Genomic DNA, 23,538 nt, shown 5'->3' with positions numbered 1-23,538 from the left:
AAAGACTATCCTAGGAGTGCCCTAGGATAGTCGAGAGAGGCGGCGGAGCCGCCGGTCAGGAGTGTATTAATTACATCCAGCCACGTTCTTTGTAATAACGTACAGCGCCTTCATGTAATGGAGCAGACAGACCATTTTTGATCATTTTAGCAGGATCAAGATTGGCAAAGGCGGGGTGTAAACGCTTGAAACGGTCAAAGTTATCAAACACAGCCTTAACAACTTGATAGATCACTTCCGGATCAGCCTTAGTTGAGGAGACGAAGGTCGCACCTACACCAAAAGTAGTCGTATCGGCATCATTACCGTTATACATGCCACCGGGGATAATCGCCTCAGCGTAAAAAGCGTTATCATCGATCAACTTCGTGATTTCAGGACCGGTAACCGGCACCAAGACTGTATCACATGAAGTTGTTGCTTCTTTAATCGAACCATTAGGATGGCCTACGGCGTAGATAATCGCATCGACCTTGTTATCACACAACGCTTGGGATTGCTCAGACGCCTTCAACTCTGAAGCCAGTTTGAAGTCATCCATGGTCCAGCCTTTACGCTTCATGACCACTTCCATAGTGCCGCGCTGGCCGGAACCTGGGTTACCTATATTAACCCGCTTGCCTTTCAAATCGTCAAAGCTCTTAATACCAGCATCGGAGCGCGCAATCACGGTGAATGGTTCAGGATGTACTGAGAATACCGCGCGGAGCTCTGTGTTAGCACCCTGTTCAGCAAATTTACTGCTGCCATGATAAGCATGGTACTGCCAGTCAGACTGGGCCACACCCATATCTTGGTTACCCGCACGAATGGCATTTAAGTTAGCAATCGAACCACCTGTAGATGGCGCAGTACACTTGATACCGTGATCGTTGTTACCACGATTAACCAAACGACAAATGGACTGACCTACCACGTAATAGACACCGGTCTGTCCCCCCGTACCGATAGTCACATAGGATGATTGCGGAGCCGCAAATGCAGCGCCACTTTGAACCCCAATCGCGATGCCGGCAGCAACCACAGTGTTAGTAAATAACTTCTTCAATTTCATCATTTGCATCCTTTATAGTTATATTTAAGGTCGGTGTAACCGACTATTTTCTACCTTATGTCGGACAAGATAAAAAATCTTACCGTCATTTTCTCCCATCGATCCCAACATTTTATTCACCGCCACCAAGTGCACATAATGTTTATGCGCAATCAAAATATAAACGCTTCAGCGGCACGCCGCACTATATAGCCTCCAAACATATCGTCCATAGAAGCCATCCCCACATTATTAACAACACGGATTTTCCATACAACCCGATAAATGCACATCGCAAAATCATCAATCAACTAACATCAATATAGCACTCGGTGCGACGAGTGCCCGAAATTAACAGCGCTTTGCCAGAAACAACACTCACTGCCTGCTAAGCTATTTTAGCTTTTAGAAAAAATAAGGGGGCTAGCTCCGATACAATGGCAATATGATTGATTACTCCCATGTTTTTTCTGCTCGAAAAATATTATCTCCCGTTACGCCTTCAAACCACTGCGCAATGGCTACTATTGAACGCGATTCCGAGCAGCGCTCTCAGCATACTTTCAATCAAATAGATCAATTATTGTCGTTCAAAAAAAGCGTTGCAATGATAATCAAAAAATATCGTCAGGAGCCTTAAACCTTAGATGCTAAAAAAACAGCATGCCCATGAAATAGGGGCCTACACTATCATTCACTCTGGCAGTGGATTAAATCGTTCAGATTGACCTACATAAGATGTAGCAGACACGGGGCCAAGCACATTGTTTCAAAAGGGCGATAACTTGAAACCATTAGGGATTAGATTCAATCCTTAGCGGTCACATACAATCATGTAGCGTTCTAGCATTGCAAAACTAATGGCATTTATTACCTAATCACGTCAGAACAACACTAATTGACACTCTTTCCACTCAAGGCTCTTCTTTTTTTACAAACGTTACCTTTACCTTTTTACCACTACGATAGCGCTCCAGACTTTCTTCCATCTTTTTTTTCCTTTTTCCGATATCGGCAGCCGTTATCACCCGCCTATTCTTTGGATCATGACTTCTAATCATGTAGAGACAAGAATCATAGTTTTGAATAAACTCATTCCGCTGCTTCTTTTTATCCGCACTTTCAAGGTTTTTGTAATATTTCCCTATCACCTTCGAACCAATTTCGTGCATAACGAGTTCACCCCATCTTTACACATCGACAACTGCGTTTGAACATACTGCTCTATTGTTACCCCGTCCTCTAGATTGATATGTTCATCCCTGTAACGCACTTCCTTAAATAACTGGTCTACTGCAAGGATCTTTTCACCAACACTATCCTCTGCCCTGACGAATAGAGAAATGGCTATCAACATAGCGGTCAAAACTGATCTTTTAATCATTTTTACTGCTCATAAAGCGCTAAGTAATCGTAACAATACGCTTAGACAATCCTACTTAGCAAATTATGGCCAAGCACCCTATTACTCTGGGGATTAAGCGAACTCTGACACTACGTACATTTTAAGGCTTCTATGGTCATTTAACCGCTGGATTTGATAGCGAAAATTGGCGACAACATCACTTATCGATTGAATATTACTGTCAGTAAAACATCAAGATCGACCATACGAGATACAGTAACAAAGACGGCGATAACATTAACAACAACGATTAAAAAGCATAAATAAGAGAGCGGCACGGTGAAGAAGCTATCCATTCAAGTTTGCAAACTGAAGATATCGCCATTATAGTTGTTACTAACAACATAATAATTTAAGGCTTAACTTTATGCCCGCTAATTTAGAGCGCGCTGAAGCGCTATACGAGGCTGTCAACCAACTCATCCGCGTTCACCAGTTCCGTGACCGAGATTACATCTGCTCTCACGATGTGTCGGTAGCACAGTGTTATGCACTTGAAACGTTAATAAAACGTGGCCCTTTAAGGCTTCAGGCACTTGCTGATGAGATGTATCTCGATAAGAGTACCACCAGCCGCGTTGTAGATTCCCTATTGCGTAAAGAGTATGTGCTCAAACTGTTAGACCCAGCGGATCAGCGGGCCATCCAGCTGTCCCTGACTCCCGCGGGCGAAGCGCTCTACCATACCATCCATCAAGATCTAATCATGGAAGAGGCTTTACTCATTAAAGATATGTCACCAGACGTTATTGATGGAACATTGACCCTTATTCGGCAGCTAACAAAAGCTGCACGCGCTCGCCTAGGCTCATAGCGCACTTTTTTTAACCTATTAGTTGTTAGTAACAACATTAATCATGGAGGAGAGGCTTATGCACAAAAAATTAACCAACCTACCGGTAGCCGTTATTGGCGCGGGCCCTATAGGATTAAGCGCAGCGGTTCAATTACTGAAGCAAGGCTATACCCCCATCCTTTTTGAAGCGGAAAGCCAAGCAGGCGCTAATATTGCTCGCTGGGGCCATGTACGTATGTTTTCACCATGGGCATACAATCTAGACCCTGCTGCTGTAGAGCTGCTTAAAGAAACGGATTGGAATGAGCCCGCTGCAAATGAGTTCCCTACCGGACATGAGCTGCTTGAGCGATATATAACCCCCTTAGCATCTCATCCTAAAATCGCCCCGCACCTACAGTTAAATACGCACGTTAAGTCTGTCAGCCGACTCAAACACGACCTCTTACGTACTGAAGGTCGTGATCAAGCACCGTTCGTGTTGCGAGTATCCAACCTTGAGGGTGAGCAAGATATAATCGTGCAGGCCGTTATCGATGCATCAGGCACCTATCAAACACCTAACTGGCTAGGTAGCCACGGCATTCCAGCCTTGGGCGAAAATGAAGCGAAAGAGGCTATTGCTTACGGTGTTCCCAATATTCTCGGCTCTGCACGGGAGCAGTATAAAAACAGAACTGTATTAGTTGTGGGTGGCGGCCATTCAGCTTTTAACGCACTGCAAGATTTAGTTCGACTCGCCGATGAACATAAAACGATGCGTGTTCTGTGGGGGGTAAGAAATGCATCAGTAGCCAATGTCGCTCGGTCACCCGAAAATGATGAACTGCAAGAGCGCCGATGCCTTGAACTGCGAATTCAAGAACTCCTTGAGCAGGGGCGCATTGAGGTATTCACTGAACTTGAAATCGATAAGATCGAACATAAAGCGGGTAAACTGATTGTACACAGTGGTTCACGCACATTGCCGCCAGTGGATCGTATTATCGCTGCAACCGGCTTCCGCCCCGACCTTAGCCTCCTAGCGGAACTGCGTATCTCCCTTGACCCGGCAACTCAAAGCCCTACGCGGCTGGCACCACTGATCGACCCAAATAAGCACAGCTGCGGATCAGTCCCTGAACATGGTTTAAGCGAACTATCCCATCCGGAACCCGGCGTATTTATCTTAGGCATCAAGAGCTATGGTCGCGCCCCTACCTTCCTATTAAGGACTGGGTACAAGCAGGTTCTCTCGGTCGTTTCCGCCCTTGGCACCCCCTGCATGACCGCTGCGGCACAAGCCTCTACCACACCCACCCCATTAGCCTGCCAAGGCTGAACCAATAACTTGAAACGCCGCGCACAAAAAAGCCCACGTTAGCGTGGGCTTAACTACAACCTCATAAGACTAATCGCAAGAGCGATTATTCCCACTCGAATATCAATTAGAAGAAAATACATAGAAATAACAGCTAGTTAGAAGAGCAACCTTTCTCGATACCATCATCTATACCATGCTCAGAATTTTTTTGATTTTTTGCTACTCGTCGGCGTTTGAGTTCTGCCCTGGCCCAAGCTGAGGATTCGGCCATGTCCTGCCGTAACTGAACGATCTCTTCAGGGGTTAGCATGCGCACCTTAGCTTCTTTTCTATCAGAGCCAAAATCAGGGAGGGAAGGTTTATCTGAACTATGTGTCATACAAGCAAAGGTTATATAAGAGAGCCTAGGCAGCCCCACCCTCCATGCGACTTAGCTTTCGCCTCACGTCTGGTAGAACTGCCGAGACCGAGCGGCTCATGCGGACCGCTCAGGCATACATCTCCATGCGTAGGACAATGTCTACCCATGCGCGCTGGTGTGTGAGCTGCAAACAGCCATTAAGTCGCACGATGCGCTCTTTTCAGTATACATCTTGGCTCACTTTAGCGTCTAGCTCTTTAGCGAAATTGTACCCTGACCACTTAGTGAACCAAGTCGAGCAATAGCTGATAACTTTTTTTCGACACGCCTTAGGGACATCACTTTTTTCTAAAATTTCATCTTTGAGTTTATTACTCACATATGGACACGCAATCAAATCAAGAGTCATATGTGTGATTTCACTATCAATGTTTATTATCGAATTTTTTTGTGCATATTTTTGCAAAACGTATTCTTCAATTGGCTCTTTTAAAAAATCATACCGTTTTTTGTTCTCTATATAAAACAGCAAAACAATAATAGAAAAGTAGTTTAAATCTTTTTCAACATTAATGCCCTCAGATCTTTTTACAATCCCAAAATATTTGCACAAGGAAAATTCATCAAGCCAATAGAACTTACCTAGCTGACGCATTAAAACAAGCAAGTACAATGTCTCAACTGGAGTTTCATTTCCTACCTTTATGTCTTCCAATACAGAACAAGAGCCATTAAATATAGAACGGAATATTACATCACGGTATTCAATCCCCAGAGTGCGATCATTAACAAACAGAATAATCTGCTGCATAATCCTACAGAGCTTAATGGTTCCATTAACTTTTGGAGACATTGAATATATGAAGAATGAAAATTCAATTAAACTAACTAGCGCACTTACAAGTTGTTTATCAACATTCTCACCTTCAGGAACCTTAGTATAAACAAGCAATATCTTTCTTACTTTTTTCTCTAATATAGAAAGAGTGTAGTTGAGTATATCCCCATATGAAACATCTGACGTATGGAGGATAGATTTAAAGTCTGTAATTAAACTTGACTTTCTGAAATACAAACTAGCTTTCTCAATTTCCTTAGTTCCCTCTACATATTCTATATTATATTTCAGCTTATCTGACAAAAGATCAGCAATTTTCTTTTTTGCTATTGTGATAGGCGTTATCACAGGCCTATCAAAAAAGTACTCTTTACTTTTATTCAGGTTAAGCTTGTATTTTGTCAAACAAAGACTAATTGAAGACTTTATTTTAGAGAAAACCTCTTGGTCATTATAAAAAACAAAGAAGTCATCAACATACCTAAATACATGGTAGTCAAACCCAAATAAAACTCTCTTTCCCTCCAAGTCTGAGACAATATCATTATCAATAGCTTGAAGTATAATTTCGGCAAATATTCTAGACAATTCAGGACCAATTACAATTCCATTTGTCTCATTATAGTTAAGCTGCTGCATCAAACTATCAAAAACATTTGGAAAAGTTGATTTAGTTTGACTAAGATTATTTTTGGCATATTCTTTACTGTATACAGCCCAAGCTATCGAGTGGGTATAAATGGAATCAAAACAATTCGAGATATCAAGCTTTGATAAAAAACTATACCTTCCCTCGCAATCATGATATTCATCAGATTCGTAAAAATTAAAGATACTGCTATATTTATCGTATACAAAAAACGATTTCAAATTTTCGTAATTCTCACCTTCAACCTCTATTACTTCACCATCAGTATCAAACTGCTCAATAAGTGACTTCTTATCTACATATGTACAACCAGCAACTCGCTTCGCCGACCTGAGACTAAACTGGCTTTTATCGCAATAGTAAGTTATTAGGTCTTTATTATTTTTATAAAATTCTACAGCAATAACTTGAGATCTTGGATGAATTAAAGAGAGATGTCTGTACTGATCTTTTTTATGTGAGATTCCGAATACAAATGGAACAGTAAATGTAGCTGCTTTATTTTCTTTAAATTTAACCTTGCTGTATTTCTGCCCTTCTTCCTCAATTATCTTAACTTCCTTTTTGCTAGGAACGCCCAACAAGAGCATTACTAATCTATCGAATGCGTCATCCTTCCTCCTCCAAAAAAAATAATCTCCCAAGCATTCTATTTTATTGTCGACTATAAAATTATAAAAATGCCTATTCGAAAATGTTATTGGAACCTCATATGGAAGCAGGTCTGAAAGGACTACTCTCTCAATTGGGAAATTGATCGATAATGTTTTCTTAGGCATCCTTCCATCCTCTAGTTATATTTTTCAAGTCAGCAGTAGTAAAACTTCTGAATACTTTATTTTCAAATCCTTCAACAAAAGAAAATTTATTTAGGCGCCTATGTAATCTCTGATCTGTTATTGCTAGCAACTTATTTCTCAGGTACTTATCAATCTCTTCCAGATCACTAATGTCATTTATATACATGTTATTAAAATAGACGCCAGTAAACGCTTTGCTTTTGGCATGCAAAAGCCGAGTATTTCCAGTCAAAAACCGAATTTTATCTATTAGAAGGTCAGCTTTTTTATCAGGATTATATTTGCACTTTTTAAAATAGTTATCGAAAGCCTGATTGATACGGTCTTTGTATTTATCAACCCTTTTACTGCTAATCCGGATTGCTATATCTTTACCTTTCAATAAAAACCTATACCCCAGATATTCAAACTCTTGAGCTTTATCCACTGTCAGATCAATTTCTTTTGTTTTATTGTTTAATTTTAATTTCTTCCTACCGACAGCTTCATCTACAACTTGAAGATAATGAGATTTATCCTTTATAACATCTGGAGAGTATATCAATATCAAATCATCAACGTAGCGAGAATAAAAAGTTAAATCTGAATTGTTCACCAGCTCTTCATCCAAGTCTTTCATATATACTTCTGATAAATAGGCGCTCAAACCAACACCTCTTGGAAGCCCTTTATCACACCCCACCAATTTAGCATATGATCTAAGAAGTTGGGTAAGTATTCTCTTAGGCAATACAGACAGCTTCGTAGATGCGTGCAGCTTTTTTATAATTAGTTCATGCTCAATGCTTTCGTAAAAATCTTTTACGTCAGCTTTAACAATATATTTAGGACTTTTATCCAAACAAATACTTTTAACTCTGCTAACGATTAAGTCACGATGCGATTGCTTTATATTATAAGTACTTCTTATTATGTTATGTAAATGCCTTGTAACAAATACACTCTCCACGCTTTTCCCAATTGTAAATACATCTTTACCAGAAATCTGATCGGGAAGCTTTGATAATGGGAGATTATACCCCTTCCTATTTACCTTATTGCAAATACTTTCAATTTCATCATTTACAAAACTATTGTATCTACCCTTTCTTACCTCCAATAACTTACGGATCAAATCCACCCTTTTCTCATAGGATTCTTTTGTTATCACGCCTTTTTTAAATTTGGATAGAATCCGATACTTAAACTTTTTTAAAACTCTAATTTTCAGTCTTTCTGCATATGCTTTTTCGAAGTATTCACGCTCTAAATCTCCTCGATTTTTCAGATCAAGATCATAAATACTCCGGAAGTTTTTAACTGAAAAAGACTGTTCCATAATCGATCACCTTACTCCATCCCTAGCCCACTAAATAAATATGGAACTAAAATATAAAGATTTATACTTATATACTACTTTACCATTCTCGCTACAGTAATCGATATACTGACACAAATCCAACGATAGATTCTTCGTTGGTTTAACGTTAATAAAGGCGACCAGTTGGCCGCCTGCTCTGAATCAACCTGTTGTGGTTCATATCTTCGGCATGACCACCTTGGTCATAACTTTTCCCATTTCCTCCTGTGTGGCCTCAATCTTGCGGAGGACAGCAAGGATTGTTGACTGGCCGAACTGGGCAGTTCGCACGTCATCGGTCAGCCATAGCTTCAATAGGCCACCCAAACGGCCAAGATCGCCGTTGATTAGAGCCAACTCCCGGACCTTCTCACAATCGACCACACCCTTGATCTTGTAGCTCTGGCCAACCTCACGCAGATAACGCGTAACGCTCATGCCTGCTCGCTTTGTTTGCACCTCGATATGTTCCTTTTCCTCGGGTAAGCTGTACACCTTGATAGGTGTACTGCTCTTCCTCGTTATTCGTTTTGCCTTTTCGCTCATCATCTTTTGCCTTACCTCCTTGTCACCTGGCGAATAGTGTCCAACGCCTCCTGGAAGTCCTCCGGCGTCGCTCGACCAGTTTCAGCCTGGTAGTACAGGATCGTGAACATATTGGCGACGGCTTCCGCAACGGGCGAAATCTGCCGGGCGGTTTCCTAGTCGATGAACTCCAGGGCGGCCAGCTTGGTCGCTGCCTGATGAATTGCTTGCTGAACTTCGATATTATGTGTGGTTGTCATGTGTCACCTCTCTGTCAGGTGGTATGTGGAAATGCGGGCCGGTGCACCATCACCGGCCCGTGTGCTTTCTAACTACTTGCGTCGACCAAACGGCCAGCGTCTCATTTTGTCGATTTGATCGACCGATCTCTTCATGTCCTTGTAAGCACGCCCGGCCAACCTGTTTTGGAATACCTCCATTTTGTCAGCAATGGCTTTCATATTCAGGCCGCGGTCGGTGTTGTACTACCACTGTTTAAAAAATGGAAGGCACGTATCACAATAAAAACCAAAAAAAATGCCAATCAGAAACTGACTGGCATTTTTCACTTCGAAAAGGTCTGATCAGCTATTTATTGCCAACCCTACTCCCATTCAATCGTAGCCGGTGGCTTAGAGCTTACATCATAAGTTACGCGTGATACGTGCGCGATCTCATTAATAATACGACTAGAAACCGTTTCCAACAGCTCATAAGGCAGATGCGCCCAACGTGCCGTCATGAAATCAATCGTTTCTACCGCTCTAAGCGCAATAACATACTCATAACGACGGCCATCACCGACAACACCTACCGATTTAACCGGTAGGAATACGGCAAAAGACTGACTTGTTTTATGGTACCAATCCGCTTTATGCAGCTCTTCAAGGAAGATCGCATCCGCTTCACGCAGAATATCTGCATACTCTTTCTTCACTTCACCCAGAATACGCACACCTAAACCCGGTCCTGGGAAAGGATGACGGTAGACCATATCGTAAGGCAAGCCCAACTCTAGACCCAGCTTACGGACTTCATCTTTAAACAGCTCGCGTAGCGGTTCAACTAGGTCCATCTTCATATCGTCTGGCAAGCCGCCAACGTTATGATGGGATTTAATCACGTGCGCTTTGCCGGTTTTTGCTGCAGCCGATTCGATTACGTCGGGGTAGATCGTACCCTGCGCAAGGAAGTTAACTTCAGTAAGTTTAGTGGCTTCCTTATCAAACACTTCGATAAAAGTATTACCGATAATTTTTCGCTTGGCTTCTGGATCATTCTCGCCCTTTAAGCGTCCTAGGAATAGGTCTTCCGCATCAACACGGATCACCTTAACGCCCATGTTCTTAGCGAACATATCCATAACCTGATCGCCTTCCTGCTTACGCAATAGGCCATTATCGACAAAGACACAGGTTAACTGATCGCCAATCGCTTTATGCAACAACGCAGCCACAACCGAGGAATCCACGCCGCCCGATAAGCCCAACAAAACTTTGCTATCGCCCACTTGCGCACGCACTTTTTCAATCTGATCGGCAATAATATTCGCAGATGTCCAAAGTGCCTCAGTACCACAAATATCCACAACAAAACGTTCAAGAATACGACCGCCTTGTTTTGTATGTGTTACTTCTGGGTGAAACTGAACACCGTAGAAGTTCTTAGTTGGGTTACACATAGCAGCAATAGGGGCTGATTCGGTCGCTGCGATAATAGAGAAACCTTCAGGTAGCTGTGTCACCTTATCGCCATGACTCATCCACACATCTAACAACAAAGAGCCGTTGTTAGCTACATGGTCTTCAATCCCTTCTAGCAAGTGGCTAGGGCTATCTTCTAAACGCACCTGCGCATAACCAAATTCACGCTTATCGGAGGCTGAAACCGTGCCGCCTAATTGCTCAGCCATCGTCTGCATGCCGTAGCAGATACCTAAGACCGGCACACCTAGATCAAAAATGATCGCAGGCGCACGGGGTGAATCACCTTCAGTCACTGATTCAGGCCCACCCGCTAAGATCACACCTTTAGGTGCAAACTCGCGAATCTCGTCTTCAGACATGTCCCATGCACGAATTTCACAATACACACCAATCTCACGAACACGACGCGCGATAAGCTGAGTATATTGCGATCCAAAATCTAGAATTAAAATCCGTTGAGCGTGAATATCTTTGGTCATAACGTATGATCTCAATGCTTTACAGAGTTTATGTGTCTGCAAAAAAAAAATGGGCAAAGTTATGAACTCCGCCCATTTTTTAGCGTTTATAAAATTAGCTAATGCGGTAGTTAGGTGCTTCTTTAGTAATGCTCACATCATGAACATGGCTTTCGTTCATGCCTGCGTTTGTAATACGTACAAACTGAGGTACTGTTCGCATCGTTTCAATATTAGCACTACCTGTATAGCCCATAGAGGCACGTAAACCACCAACTAACTGATGTACAACGCCACCCATAGGTCCTTTACAAGGCACGCGCCCTTCAATGCCTTCAGGCACCAACTTTTCAACACCTTTAGACGCATCTTGGAAATAACGATCGGAAGAGCCAGTAGACTGTCCCATTGCACCTAAAGAACCCATACCACGGTATGATTTAAATGCACGGCCTTGGAACAACTCAACTTCACCCGGCGCTTCATCAGTACCGGCCAACATAGAGCCAACCATGATAGCGGATGCACCGGCAACAATGGCTTTAGCAAGGTCGCCAGAGAAACGTACGCCGCCATCAGCAATAACAGGTACACCACGTTCAGCCATCGCTTCAGCAACATTGGCAACCGCACTAATTTGCGGAACACCCACACCTGCCACAATACGCGTCGTACAGATTGAACCTGGACCGATACCTACTTTGACGCCATCAGCACCCGCATCAGCCAGCGCAATAGCCGCTTCTGCAGTGGCGATATTACCGCCAATAACCTGAACCTGAGGGAACGTCTTTTTCACCCAAGCAACACGGTCAATTACACCTTTAGAGTGACCATGTGCAGTATCGACAATAATCACATCCACACCCGCAGCAACTAACGCAGCAACGCGATCAGGTGTTTCTGGACCAGTACCCACCGCAGCACCAACAATTAAGCGGCCTTTAGCGTCTTTTGCTCCACTAGGGTGCGATTCAGCTTTATTCATATCCTTCACGGTCATCATGCCGCAAAGTTTAAAGTTCTTATCGACTACCAATATTTTTTCGATACGGTGTTTGCGCAGCAGATTTCTTACGTCGTCAGGGTCAACACCCTCTTCAACGGTAACTAAACGCTCTTTAGGCGTCATAATCGTCGCAACTAAAGCATCAAGTTTGTGCTCAAAACGAAAATCGCGGTCGGTTACGATACCAACGAGATTACCGTCATCAACAACAGGAAAACCCGAGAAGCCTACAGATGCAGATAACTGACGTAGATCGCCCACTGTCATATCAGAACGACACGTGACCGGATCGCTTACAACCCCTGCCTCGTATTTTTTAACACGCAGCACTTCTGCAGCCTGTTGCTCAATCGTCAGGTTCTTATGGATGATTCCGATACCACCTTCCTGCGCCATAGCGATAGCAAGACCCGATTCGGTCACTGTGTCCATTGCCGCAGAGACTAAAGGAATATTAAGTTCAATTTCCTTAGTGAGGCGTGTTTTCAGTGAAACGTCTTTAGGCAGTACTTCAGAGTAGCCCGGAACCAGCAAGACATCGTCAAAAGTGAGAGCTTCCTCAGCGATTCGCAACATTATTTGCCAGCCTGTGTAGTGAATAAATTTAAACGCGAAATTATACAGAAATTAGCCTTTTGTCTCAATCGAAAAGTTACACTCAATCGCTAAAAACAGGCTTAATTAGCACAACTATAGACGGAAATATTCTTTTCGCCGCATTAAAAACTCACACAATTCAACACAACTTACTATTAGCTACTGCATCAGGGCTTCAACTTCGTTTACTATAAGCCCATGTTGACTGAAACAAACGAAACAAACACGCGTCGTATACATGCCATGAGTGTTTCAGAACTCAATAGGCAGGCACGCACATTACTCGAACGCTCATTCCTAACGATTCAAGTTGAGGGAGAGATCTCGAATTTCGTCCGCCCGAGTTCTGGGCATTGGTACTTCACCCTAAAAGATGACAACGCTCAGGTTCGCTGCGCGATGTTTAAAAATCGCAACCAAGTAATTAATCCGCAACCTAAGCAAGGGGATAAGGTTGTTGTCAGGGCAAAAGTCAGTCTTTATGAAGGCAGAGGTGACTACCAACTTATTTGTGATTTTATGGAGTCCAGCGGTAGTGGCTCCCTACAAGCAGCATTTGAAGCCTTAAAACGAAAGCTGCAAGCGGAAGGCCTATTTGATAGCACACATAAAAAGCCCATTCCTGCACACCCATCACATATAGGCATTATCACCTCAAAAACAGGGGCGGCCGTACACGACATTTTAACGGTTTTAAAACGACGCTTTCCCGGCCTTCCGGTCACAATTTACCCAACAGCCGTTCAGGGCGATGAAGCACCTGCACAGATCTGTAAAGCCATCATTTTGGCGGAAGCTCATCAAACCTGTGATGTTTTAATCATTGGTCGAGGCGGCGGTTCTTTAGAGGATCTGTGGGCATTTAATACCGAAGCGGTCGCAAGAACCGTGTTTGATTGTGAGATCCCCATCATCAGCGCGGTCGGCCATGAAGTCGATGTCGTTATTACCGATTTTATTGCAGATACACGAGCGCCGACCCCCTCTGCTGCGGCAGAGATGCTCAGTCCAGATCAACAACAGCTAAAACAAAGACTGACCTTACTTGAACAGCGATTAGTCCGTCATATTGAGCAAAGGTTAAAAACGGCTGCACTCAGCATCCAGCACGCTAAAACACGTTTGCGCCACCCAGGACAAAAACTAAACGAACAAGCTCAACGTTTAGACCACCTAGAGGGCAAACTCTTCAGTGCCATTAAAACTAAAATCACTGATAGTAAGCATCAACAGCAACAGCTATCCTCCAGAATAAAAGCACAATCACCTGATAAACAGCTCCCCTTAAAGGAGGAGCAGATTCACTCATTACAGCGACGCTTAACCCAATCAATGCACACCTTTTTGCAACAAAAAGGGCTTAAACTTGGCGCCCTCTCCTCCCAACTAAGTACGGTAAGCCCACTGGCTACCTTGGAGCGCGGTTACGCTATTGTTAAAGATGAGAAAGGCGCGGTTATTCAGGACGCGTCCAGCGTTCAAAAAGGCGATATGATTGAAAGCCAGCTATATAAAGGACATTTACGCTGCCGCGTAGATGAAGTAATTACGGAATAATGACTATGCAAAAATTAATGATATTCATTGGGCTGTTATTTATCAGCCTCACAACCTATGCCCAGCCGCTACCACAAGAGAGCCGTGTCCCCGGCGGCATCGCAATTATTCCACTTACGGGGATTGAGAGTAGCACGCCCCCCTCTGCTTGGTATAAAGGCAACAGAGTAATGGTAATACCCAGCCAGGGCAGCACGCACGCAAGCAAGAGTGCATGGCTCGCTATTGCTGGCATTCCATTAAGCGCAAAACCCAACCAAAAGCAGCACCTACGGGCGAACGCAACCTCCTTCTATTTTGAAATAGAGGATAAAGAGTACAAAGCCCAGTATTTAACCGTCAAAAACAAACGCCACGTAGATCCAGACCCAGAAGATATAAAACGCTGGCGTACAGAAAAAGCCAAAATGGTTGCGGCATTCAAGCATTGGAGTGAGCCTACAGCAGCGACAACACAGTTTGCGCTCCCCGCCCAAGGCCCTTACAGTAGTCCATTTGGCTTAAAGCGCTTCTTTAACAAGCAGCCACGAAACCCACATAGCGGTTTAGATATTGCAGCCCCGCACGGCGACCCAATTGTTGCGCCAAGCCAAGGTACAGTGGTTGATACAGGTAATTATTTCTTTAATGGCAATACTGTTATTCTTGACCATGGTTTTGGTCTCACCACCATGTACTGTCATATGAGCAAAATCGATGTGAAAATTGGAGATAATGTCACTACCGGCGACAAGTTGGGCGAGATTGGAAAAACCGGTCGAGTAACCGGACCCCATCTTCATTGGAGCGTAAGCTTGAATAATACCCGGGTCGACCCCACATTGTTTTTAGCACCATAATTTTAATACAAACATTTTTAGGACGAGCCTGAAGGCTCGTTTTTTTTAGAAACCTAGTAGGACTTAATTCATGTCTGATGTACAACTAGAAACACTAGAACAAAAAGCAAGTTACGGCATCGGTCGCCAGATGGGCGATCAATTAGCACAGCAACCCTTTGAAGGCATGGACATTAAAGCCATTTCAGCCGGTATTGCTGATGCCGTTAATGGCGATGGTATGCAGGTTGAAGTCAGCGAAATCCAAGAAGCATTTAATGTGCTTAATGAGCGTATGCGTGCTCAACAGGAAGAAGAAGCCAAAAAAGCATCCGCTGTAGGTGAAGCATTCCTAACCGATAACGCAAAACGTGATGGCGTAGTTGTGCTTGAGTCAGGCCTTCAATACGAAATCCTTGAAGCCGGTGAAGAGGGTAGCGAAAAACCAACGCGCGAATCCAAAGTACGTACCCACTACCACGGTACATTCATCGATGGAAAAGTGTTCGACAGCTCTTATGACCGCGGTCAACCTGCTGAATTCCCAGTCGGTGGCGTTATCGCTGGCTGGACTGAAGCACTTCAGTTAATGAACAAAGGCGCTAAGTGGAAATTATACATCCCTTACAACCTTGCTTACGGCGAACAGGGCTCTCCAGGTGGTATTCCGCCTTACTCTGCGCTTGTCTTCGATGTTGAGCTTTTAGAAATTCTATAATTTCGTTTATCATAGAAAGGCGGTTTAGGCCGCCTTTTTTAATGAGTGGGAACCGGTCATGCTTTTAAACTACAAACAACAGGGTGAAGGTGCGCCTTTAATTATCCTTCACGGCCTGTTGGGCACAATGGATAACTGGGGCGGCCAAATTAAAGTCCTCTCCCAGCACTTTCAGGTTATCGCTGTAGACTTAAGAAATCACGGACACTCCCCACACTCAGACGATATGAGTTATGCCTTGATGGCGGATGACATTGTAGAGTTAATCGATCACCTTGGATTTAACAAAGTGAATATTATTGGCCACTCAATGGGCGGAAAAACATCCATGCAACTTGCCCTAAATCATCCCGAACGCATTGATCAGCTCATTGTGGTTGATATATCCCCCATCGAATACCCTCCCCACCATGCGAACGTATTTGAAGGCTTATATTCAATAGACCTTGCCACATTAACGTCAAGAAACGAAGCCAGTAAACAGTTAGCACAGTATGTGGACGATCACGGTACCCGAGCATTTTTGTTAAAAAATCTTTATCGCACAGCAGACAACACCTTTGCGTGGCTCATGAACCTCGATGCGCTTTATAACCAGTACGACAACATTTGTGCGGCCCCTAACGGCAATCCGTTTAATGCTGAGGTTTTGTTCGTAAAAGGCGAGTTGTCAGACTACATGCTTCCAGCCCACCGGGACGCAGTACTCAAACTTTTTCCACAGGCACGCTATAAAGTCGTCATGGGATCAGGCCATAACCCCCATGCGGAGAAACCCGCCGACTTTTCAAAAATTGCATTGAATCACTTAAACAAAGGTAGGCATTAACGTAGCCCATGCGTTTACGTAGGCCGCCACAATACAGGGGGTAAGAGGTTCAGCCGCGCCAAAAAGCGGTAAGGCGTTAGGCCAGCAGGACACAAGCCAATTTAAACTTGGCTATCTAAGAAAAAGCCTTCGGGGAATCGTTTCTGAAACACACCTGCATCCACTAACTTTTTGTTAATCTCTGCTAACTGCTTGTTAATTTCGTTGATTCGATCATTAAACTCATTCAACGCTTCAGCAGCACCATCTGAACGGGCCAGTTTTTCATCTCTTAACTCGCGCAGAACATCACCGGCAGATTTTTCATCCTCAGGTGCTTCATCCTTTGCTGCAGCGTTTTGTTCCGTTTTTTCTACCTCAGCTTCCCTCTCCTGCTGAAGTATTGCGGCCCTCGCTTCTATCGCCATCGCACGCGCCTCAGCGGCTGCAGCACGATCGGCTGATGATGGTTCAGACACACTTAGCGCGGCCCGCTGAATAATTTCAGCTTTTTCTAAGGTTGCTTCTGGATCATTAGGTATGGGGGATGTATCAATTTTTACCTCACCTTCAACCGCATACATTCGTCCATCGGGACCTCGCTCATATGTATAGCTAGGAGCCGAGGCGTAAGCACCACCAATGGAAGCGTGAGTCTGCTCATGCGCTTTCACTTCACGATCACGCTTCGCCAACTCACGACTGATGGCTAACTCTTGCTGCTCCTCCTCTTGTGAAGTGGCAGGAGCAGTGGCTGAAGTTATAGAACGCCCGGTGGATTCTAAACCAATAAATTCGCCCTCATCCGCCGCCAGTCCAGTACTAGGCGAAGCCAAGCGAGATAATGCAGCAGCTTCGGCCGACAGCGTCACGCGATCACGATTAAGCGCACCCTGATTAGACGCCAAGACCTCTTGAGAGGCTAGATTAGCAACAGATGACAACACCCGTTGAGCATCTTGGGATCGAAGCTCAATAGGTGCAGTATTGGCATTTAGGGCCTGAGAGTGACTAGAGCTGGTAATTTGCATAAACAGCCCTCCTCTCTATTAATTTAGTGGTAAAACGATGATGCTTCACTTAACTCTCTGATTCTATCCGTGAATCACGTCATTAAACGCGTATATTAATAATGGATCCGGGCTGGCCTAACTCTTCAACCTCACCCACCACTTTAGTGGCCGCAGCTTCAACAGACACCCCCGCTGCTGATTCGGCGACAACCTCATCTCGTTTTCTACCTGAAGCCTGCTCTACCTCTTCAGGTTTACCTGAGCCAGTTACATCACTCGCAGCTTTCGGCGCATTGTCCAAGCCACGGTTGATGCCTATAAAACCAGATTGCATTGCGTTAGTCACATTCATGCTGGCACCTCAGCTTATTCAAATACAGTCATTCCAGCTGTTATTATAGATCATAGCAACGAAATGTTCACATTTTAACCAACTTTCTAGGATTCTAGTTTATCTATGTCGATATATTGGGCTACGGCTTCGGGTGAAAGTTCCTGCAAAAACGGTATTTCTGCGATTAACGGCGCACGTAACATTGATGAGATCGTTGCCACATTTTCGTCATAACATGACATGGATTCAGCTGTTGAATTGGCCACCCAACCTGCAAGCCTCAAACCGTCTCGAGCGATGCTCTCTGCCGTTAACAACGCATGATTAATACACCCCAGCTTAATCCCGACAACCATAATCACTGGAATACCTAACTGTTTAGGAATGCTGGCCATCGTTTCTCGATGACTTAAGGGTACGCGCCACCCCCCCGCACCTTCAACAATCGCGAAGTCCGCAGGTTGCATTAAAGCACCGCGGCACAACGCCGCGATTCTATCGGCGCTTAACATTCTCTGCTCTTCCATGGCCGCAATATGGGGCGCAATGGGTGGTTCAAACGAGAAAGGGTTCACTTGTTCATACGGTAATTGAATTGATGCGGTATTTTGCAACAACAGCGCATCACTGTTTCTAAGCCCCTCTGCGGTATGCTCACACCCAGCAGCAATAGGCTTTAGCCCCATGGTTGATAACCCTTTGCCATTCGCCGCAGCCAACAAGCCCGCAGCTACCCAGGTTTTCCCCACATCGGTATCAGTGCCTGCAATAAAGTAGGTTTTTTTAGCCATCTGTACGTCTTACTCCATTGAGCGTTTTTCAAACACACCATAGAAAACTTGATAGGTTGCAGGAATAGAGCCATCCGACAGGCGCTGCGCTTCATACGCCGCTTTAAAACGTTTGACTCTTTCTCTACCGGTTAAACCTATCTGCTGACCTGCATTCATATTATGGGCGCCCAACCTTTTTAATTCATCGGTCAACCCTTTAAGCTGTGGATAACGTAACACCCTGAGCTCTTCTTCAAATACATTAACACTGAGACTGTCCGGCAAAGCAGACAAATGCTCATCGGAAGAGAGAAATTGATTTACATGTGTATAGCGATCCGCTTGCCCCCAGGCCGTGCGTAATTCACACAACGTGTTAGGCCCAAGCGTAGCAAAAACAAACTGACCACCCGGCGCTAACACCCGCTCAATCTCTTGCATTAATGCGGGAAAGTCTTCACACCACTGAATCGCTAAACTGGAAAAGATAAGATGCATACTACCCTTAGCAAAGGGTAAGTATTCCGCATCAGCACAGATCCAATGGGCACCGGTCACCGCTCTCTGTTCCCGCGCGTAGCGCAGCATCCCCAACGCCAAATCTACATTGAATAACTGAGCCGTAGGATATGTCTGCTTTAATTTTGGCGAGAAGAAACCCGTGCCGCACCCAAGATCCATCACGCACGGCCCAGCACTAGAGCGAAGCTCTTTAGGTAAGCGCTGCATCAGTGTATGGCCTACATCACGCTGTAACTCAGCAACGCTGTCATAAGTCACCGCTGCACGACTAAACGAGCTCGCTACCTTTTGTTTGTCGATAAGCATGTCCACTAAACAATCGACTCCTGAACGAAGCGAACAACGTCATCAACAACCTCGGCCTGATGTGAATAAAAAGGCAGATGACCTGCCCCCTCATACACCTTGATTTCGCCCTTCGATAACTGTCCACACGCTTGTGCAGCAGCGGATGGCACCAATAGATCTTTATCACCAAACAATTGCATAACCGGCATCGTTAAAGCGGCCAATTGAGGACGGGCATCTTCTCTTAAGAGCTGAAGGCTTTGTATAGGTGCCGCGTGGGCCTGAGCTTTTAGAATGCGTTTTAACTGTTTCAGCGTATCGCGTCCCGCTTCAGCCCCTTGGGTTTGTAGCATAATAAAGCGCTGAAGCGTTTTATTAACATTAGACACTAATGATTGTTCAAACTGCTGATGTGTGGCCTCACTCATAGCACAGGGCCAATCACTGCGCTGAACAAAACAGGGATTTGATGCGACCGTAATTAACCCCTGAACGCGTTCAGGGTGTTGCGCTGCAAACTCGATCGCCACTTGCCCCCCCATAGACCAACCTAACCAGACGGCGCGCTTAGGCACCTGCGCCACTAACATATCCACAACAGCATCGGCCCGGTAAGGTTCAGGAAACCCAGTCGATCGGCCTAACCCTGGGAGATCAATTAAGGTCAAAGTAAAGTAGGAGGATAGCGCCTCAGCAAAGCCCCCCCATACTTGACTATCCATACCCCAGCCATGCAATAAAACCAATTCAGGTTTATCTGCATTGGCATAACGTTCAACATAAAGGCCCATTAGCTCACCTTCTCTAACGCGTGAAGTAAGCGATTAACCTGTTCTTCCGTATGGGCAGCACTCAATGTAACCCGCAACCGCGCCCCGCCTTGCGGCACCGTTGGCGGACGAATCGCGCTAATATAGATACCATCATCTTCTAATATTTTGCTTATCTGCATCGCTTTAGAGGATTCACCAATCATAATTGGCTGAATGGGCGTAGGAGAATCAATCAATGTTAACCCGAGTTCAGAGCACCCTTGCCTAAATTGTTTTATGAGCTGAGTTAATTTATCCCGTCGCCACGTTTCCTCTTTAAGGAGGCGTAAACTGGTGAGGGTTGCCGCGGCAACAGCAGGCGGCATACTTGTGGTGTAAATGTAGGTGCGTGCATGCTGTACCAGTGTATCAATCAACGCGTCTGAACCGGCGACAAACGCACCCGCAGTACCAAACCCTTTACCTAAGGTCCCCACCAAGACTTGTAAATCGTCATTCGGCATAGCGAAGTATTCGGCACACCCGCCACCCTGCTGCCCTAAACAACCAAAACCGTGGGCATCATCGACCATCAACCATGCCTGATGCTTTTTGCACACGGAGGAGAGCGCAGGAAGATCCGCCACATCGCCATCCATACTAAAAACACCATCGGTCACCACTAAGTGACGACGGGCATCAGTTTTGGCTAATTTTTTATCTAGGCTATCCGCATCATTATGTAGATAGCGCTGAAACCGTGCCCCACTAAGCAAGCCTGCATCCAGTAACGACGCATGGTTTAACCGGTCTTGAAAAATAGCATCACGCTTATCCAGTAACGCATTCACCGCACCAATATTTGCCATATAGCCCGTTGAAAACAACAACGCTTTTGGCCGTCCGGTAAATTCAGCTAACGCTTCTTCAAGCTCATGGTGGGCCTGACTGTGGCCATTAACAAGATGGGAAGCGCCGCCTCCTACACCATATTTATTCGCCGCTTGCTGAAAACTCCTGATCACTTCAGGATGGTTAGCCAGCCCTAGATAATCATTAGAGCAGAACGCTAGAAACTCCCGCCCCTCAACTTGCACGATGGGCTGCTGGGCCGTTTGAAGTGTGCGGCGACTACGATAAAGGGATTGCTGCTTTCTTAGCTCAAGCTCAGCAGATAAATCATCAAAAGACATAGACGATCTCTAGTAAGGAGTAGATCCGGACAAAAAATCAGGAGCAGTAGACGCTGCTCCTCGTTCTTAGATAACAGCGTTAAGCTTCGTAGAAGTGCTGACTATCCGTCTGCTTCTGCAAGTCATTCAGTATAACGGCTTCCTGTGTATCATCAGCTTCAGAGATACGCTGCTCAGGATTGATACCGAGTTTACGGAAAAGCTGTAGGTCGCGGTGCGTTTCTGGGTTAGGTGTCGTCAACAAGCACTCACCATAAAAGATAGAGTTCGCCCCCGCAAAGAAGGTCATGGCTTGAGTCTCATCACTCATCTGCTCACGCCCGGCGGATAAACGCACATGGGAGGCGGGCATCATAATACGTGCGACAGCGATCGTACGAATAAAGTCTAAATGATCCAGGTCTTCTACGTTTTCCAGTGGCGTACCTGCCACTTTAACCAACATGTTAATTGGCACACTCTCTGGCTGGACAGGCATATTCGCTAACTGCATCAATAGACCATAGCGGTCTCTTGCCGTTTCGCCCATACCCAAAATCCCACCGCTACAAATCTTCATGCCGGAGTCTCGCACATTTTGTAACGTGTCTAGACGGTCTTGGTAGGTACGTGTGGTAATAATCTTGTCATAAAATTCCGGAGAAGTATCAAGGTTATGGTTGTAGTAGTCCAAACCCGCATCCGCGAGCTGTTCTGCTTTGTCTTCATCTAACATACCTAAGGTCATGCAGGTTTCTAAGCCCAACTCTTTAACCTTTTTAACCATCTCGATCACATACGGCATATCTTTATCTGCAGGGTGCTTCCAAGCGGCTCCCATGCAAAAACGAGTCGATCCCGTCTCTTTCGCTTTTCTTGCCTTCTCAAGCACTTGCTCAACTTGCATTAAGCGCTCTTTCTCAAGCCCCGTATTGTAATGGCCGCTCTGAGGGCAGTATTTGCAATCTTCAGGACATGCACCTGTTTTAATCGATAACAGCGTACTCACCTGCACTTCATTAGGATCAAAGTTCTCCCGATGCACGCTATGCGCCTTAAACATCAAATCATTGAAAGGCAGCTCAAACAGCGCTTTCACCTCTGCCTCTGTCCAATCATGACGAATTGCACCCAACTGTTGCATCTTAAAACCATCCCCTTGAAAATAACGATCATGAAGCATGATGCTTCAACGCTCTACAGGCTACGCCTATGTAATAGCGTAATTCTATCCTGACAGAAGGAACTGTCAACCTATGATATTCAATAAAGTAGACTATAGGTCATTATTTGATCTATGCATTATATGCCTGCAACACTGTAACACCCCATCAGGCATCTGCAGCGCTTGCCAAAAAGACCTCCCTTGGTTAGAGGCACGGTGCGCTATCTGCGCTCTTCCTTTAACCGCGACCAACCACGACACCTTATGCGGCTCCTGCCTTAAAAAGAAACCTGCATTTACTCACGTCGATGCCCTCTTCCTCTATAAATTCCCAATTGACCATTTTATAGGGAAGATAAAATACAGTGGAAAAACACAGTATATCGGCCACCTCGCCCAGCTGTTATCGACCCACGGTTCATTACCGATACACGCGGATGCTTTAGTTCCGGTGCCGATGCATCGTTTCAATCTTTATAAAAGAGGTTTCAACCAAGCCGAACTTCTCGCCTTAGAACTCGGTAAAAAGCTCAATATGAACGTAGAAACACGCCTATTAAAAAAAACACAACTAACTCGGCGACAGATGACACTCACACGGGATGAGCGTCTAAAAAACCAACATAACGTATTCAAATGTATCGCCCCTCCTCACCGACATATCGTATTAGTGGATGATGTGATGACAACCGGTGCGACCTTAGATGCAGCCGCGCAAACATTACTCAGTGCCGGCGCTGAACGTGTTGATGCGATTGTTCTAGCAAGAACACCCAAATGAGCAGTAATTATTAGTGAA

The 23,538-nt window shown here is 44.9% G+C and carries 21 protein-coding genes and 1 pseudogene; 7 read left to right on the top strand and 15 right to left on the bottom strand.

Annotated features, from left to right (window positions below; translation table 11 throughout):
• Positions 1-70: 70 nt before the first annotated feature.
• Positions 71-1,054, bottom strand: coding sequence for a TAXI family TRAP transporter solute-binding subunit (locus A3773_RS07500; protein ID WP_067984593.1), 984 nt, complete (start codon positions 1,052-1,054; stop codon positions 71-73).
• 893 nt (positions 1,055-1,947) lie between these two features.
• Positions 1,948-2,205 (bottom strand): hypothetical protein, encoded by a 258-nt coding sequence (locus tag A3773_RS07495; protein WP_156473464.1) that lies wholly within the window; start codon positions 2,203-2,205, stop codon positions 1,948-1,950.
• Between the two features lie 600 nt (positions 2,206-2,805).
• Here A3773_RS07495 and A3773_RS07485 point away from each other — a divergent pair.
• Both A3773_RS07485 and A3773_RS07480 read left to right on the top strand, forming a co-directional pair.
• Positions 2,806-3,252: a MarR family winged helix-turn-helix transcriptional regulator gene (locus A3773_RS07485; RefSeq protein WP_067984588.1), complete on the top strand. Its 447-nt coding sequence runs from the start codon at positions 2,806-2,808 to the stop codon at positions 3,250-3,252.
• 58 nt (positions 3,253-3,310) lie between these two features.
• Positions 3,311-4,555, top strand: coding sequence for an FAD-dependent oxidoreductase (locus A3773_RS07480; protein WP_082800569.1), 1,245 nt, complete (start codon positions 3,311-3,313; stop codon positions 4,553-4,555).
• 563 nt (positions 4,556-5,118) lie between these two features.
• Here A3773_RS07480 and drt3b read toward each other — a convergent pair.
• The 6 genes and pseudogenes from drt3b to guaB all read right to left on the bottom strand — a co-directional run bounded on the left by drt3b (position 5,119) and on the right by guaB (position 12,798).
• Complete coding sequence (gene drt3b, locus A3773_RS07470; RefSeq protein WP_067984584.1) at positions 5,119-7,164, bottom strand: antiviral reverse transcriptase Drt3b; 2,046 nt, start codon at positions 7,162-7,164, stop codon at positions 5,119-5,121.
• A complete protein-coding gene (gene drt3a / locus A3773_RS07465) occupies positions 7,157-8,503 on the bottom strand; it encodes an antiviral reverse transcriptase Drt3a (RefSeq protein ID WP_067984583.1) in 1,347 nt (448 codons plus the stop codon). The genes drt3b and drt3a overlap by 8 nt, the downstream gene beginning before the upstream one ends.
• A 198-nt stretch (positions 8,504-8,701) precedes the next feature.
• A complete protein-coding gene (traJ, locus tag A3773_RS07460) occupies positions 8,702-9,073 on the bottom strand; it encodes a conjugal transfer transcriptional regulator TraJ (RefSeq protein ID WP_438942551.1) in 372 nt (123 codons plus the stop codon).
• 8 nt (positions 9,074-9,081) lie between these two features.
• A pseudogene (locus A3773_RS07455) lies at positions 9,082-9,309 on the bottom strand (type I toxin-antitoxin system ptaRNA1 family toxin).
• Between the two features lie 344 nt (positions 9,310-9,653).
• The gene (gene guaA / locus A3773_RS07445) at positions 9,654-11,234 is read right to left on the bottom strand and encodes a glutamine-hydrolyzing GMP synthase (RefSeq protein WP_067984581.1); all 1,581 of its coding nucleotides are present in this window, start codon (positions 11,232-11,234) and stop codon (positions 9,654-9,656) included.
• Positions 11,235-11,328: 94 nt separating this feature from the next.
• Positions 11,329-12,798 (bottom strand): IMP dehydrogenase, encoded by a 1,470-nt coding sequence (guaB, locus tag A3773_RS07440; protein ID WP_067984580.1) that lies wholly within the window; start codon positions 12,796-12,798, stop codon positions 11,329-11,331.
• Positions 12,799-13,017: 219 nt separating this feature from the next.
• On the opposite strand from guaB, the gene xseA reads away from it, so the two are divergent.
• From xseA to A3773_RS07420, 4 genes are all read left to right on the top strand, one after another.
• Positions 13,018-14,376, top strand: coding sequence for an exodeoxyribonuclease VII large subunit (gene xseA, locus A3773_RS07435; protein WP_067984578.1), 1,359 nt, complete (start codon positions 13,018-13,020; stop codon positions 14,374-14,376).
• 5 nt (positions 14,377-14,381) lie between these two features.
• Entirely contained in the window at positions 14,382-15,215 is an 834-nt protein-coding gene (locus A3773_RS07430) for a peptidoglycan DD-metalloendopeptidase family protein (RefSeq protein ID WP_075109505.1), read from the top strand.
• A 70-nt stretch (positions 15,216-15,285) separates the two neighbouring features.
• Entirely contained in the window at positions 15,286-15,912 is a 627-nt protein-coding gene (bamJ, locus tag A3773_RS07425) for a BamJ family beta-barrel-assembly machinery protein (protein WP_067984576.1), read from the top strand.
• Positions 15,913-15,970: 58 nt separating this feature from the next.
• Complete coding sequence (locus A3773_RS07420; protein ID WP_067984574.1) at positions 15,971-16,741, top strand: alpha/beta fold hydrolase; 771 nt, start codon at positions 15,971-15,973, stop codon at positions 16,739-16,741.
• Between the two features lie 101 nt (positions 16,742-16,842).
• Here the strand turns inward: A3773_RS07420 and A3773_RS07415 are convergent, their stop codons facing one another.
• The 7 genes from A3773_RS07415 to bioB form a co-directional block, all read right to left on the bottom strand.
• Entirely contained in the window at positions 16,843-17,751 is a 909-nt protein-coding gene (locus A3773_RS07415) for a putative metalloprotease CJM1_0395 family protein (protein ID WP_067984572.1), read from the bottom strand.
• 82 nt (positions 17,752-17,833) lie between these two features.
• Positions 17,834-18,085, bottom strand: a complete 252-nt coding sequence (locus A3773_RS07410) for a hypothetical protein (protein WP_067984570.1) — start codon at positions 18,083-18,085, stop codon at positions 17,834-17,836.
• Positions 18,086-18,171: 86 nt separating this feature from the next.
• Positions 18,172-18,858, bottom strand: coding sequence for a dethiobiotin synthase (gene bioD / locus A3773_RS07405; protein ID WP_067984569.1), 687 nt, complete (start codon positions 18,856-18,858; stop codon positions 18,172-18,174).
• A 9-nt stretch (positions 18,859-18,867) separates the two neighbouring features.
• A complete protein-coding gene (gene bioC / locus A3773_RS07400) occupies positions 18,868-19,668 on the bottom strand; it encodes a malonyl-ACP O-methyltransferase BioC (RefSeq protein ID WP_067984729.1) in 801 nt (266 codons plus the stop codon).
• 5 nt (positions 19,669-19,673) lie between these two features.
• Entirely contained in the window at positions 19,674-20,441 is a 768-nt protein-coding gene (bioH, locus tag A3773_RS07395) for a pimeloyl-ACP methyl ester esterase BioH (protein WP_067984568.1), read from the bottom strand.
• The gene (bioF, locus tag A3773_RS07390) at positions 20,441-21,595 is read right to left on the bottom strand and encodes an 8-amino-7-oxononanoate synthase (RefSeq protein WP_067984566.1); all 1,155 of its coding nucleotides are present in this window, start codon (positions 21,593-21,595) and stop codon (positions 20,441-20,443) included. Before bioF ends, bioH begins: the two co-directional genes overlap by 1 nt.
• Positions 21,596-21,674: 79 nt before the next feature.
• The gene (gene bioB, locus A3773_RS07385) at positions 21,675-22,718 is read right to left on the bottom strand and encodes a biotin synthase BioB (RefSeq protein WP_067984727.1); all 1,044 of its coding nucleotides are present in this window, start codon (positions 22,716-22,718) and stop codon (positions 21,675-21,677) included.
• A 112-nt stretch (positions 22,719-22,830) separates the two neighbouring features.
• Here bioB and A3773_RS07380 point away from each other — a divergent pair, with 112 nt between their 5' ends.
• Positions 22,831-23,520, top strand: coding sequence for a ComFC family protein (locus A3773_RS07380; RefSeq protein ID WP_067984564.1), 690 nt, complete (start codon positions 22,831-22,833; stop codon positions 23,518-23,520).
• The last annotated feature ends 18 nt before the right edge of the window (positions 23,521-23,538 follow it).

This window comes from Neptuniibacter pectenicola, from assembly GCF_001597735.1.
Classification (GTDB): Bacteria; Pseudomonadota; Gammaproteobacteria; order Pseudomonadales; family Balneatricaceae; genus Neptuniibacter; species Neptuniibacter pectenicola.
Note: the sequence above shows the minus strand (reverse complement) of the source record. Positions and strands in the feature narration are given on the sequence as shown.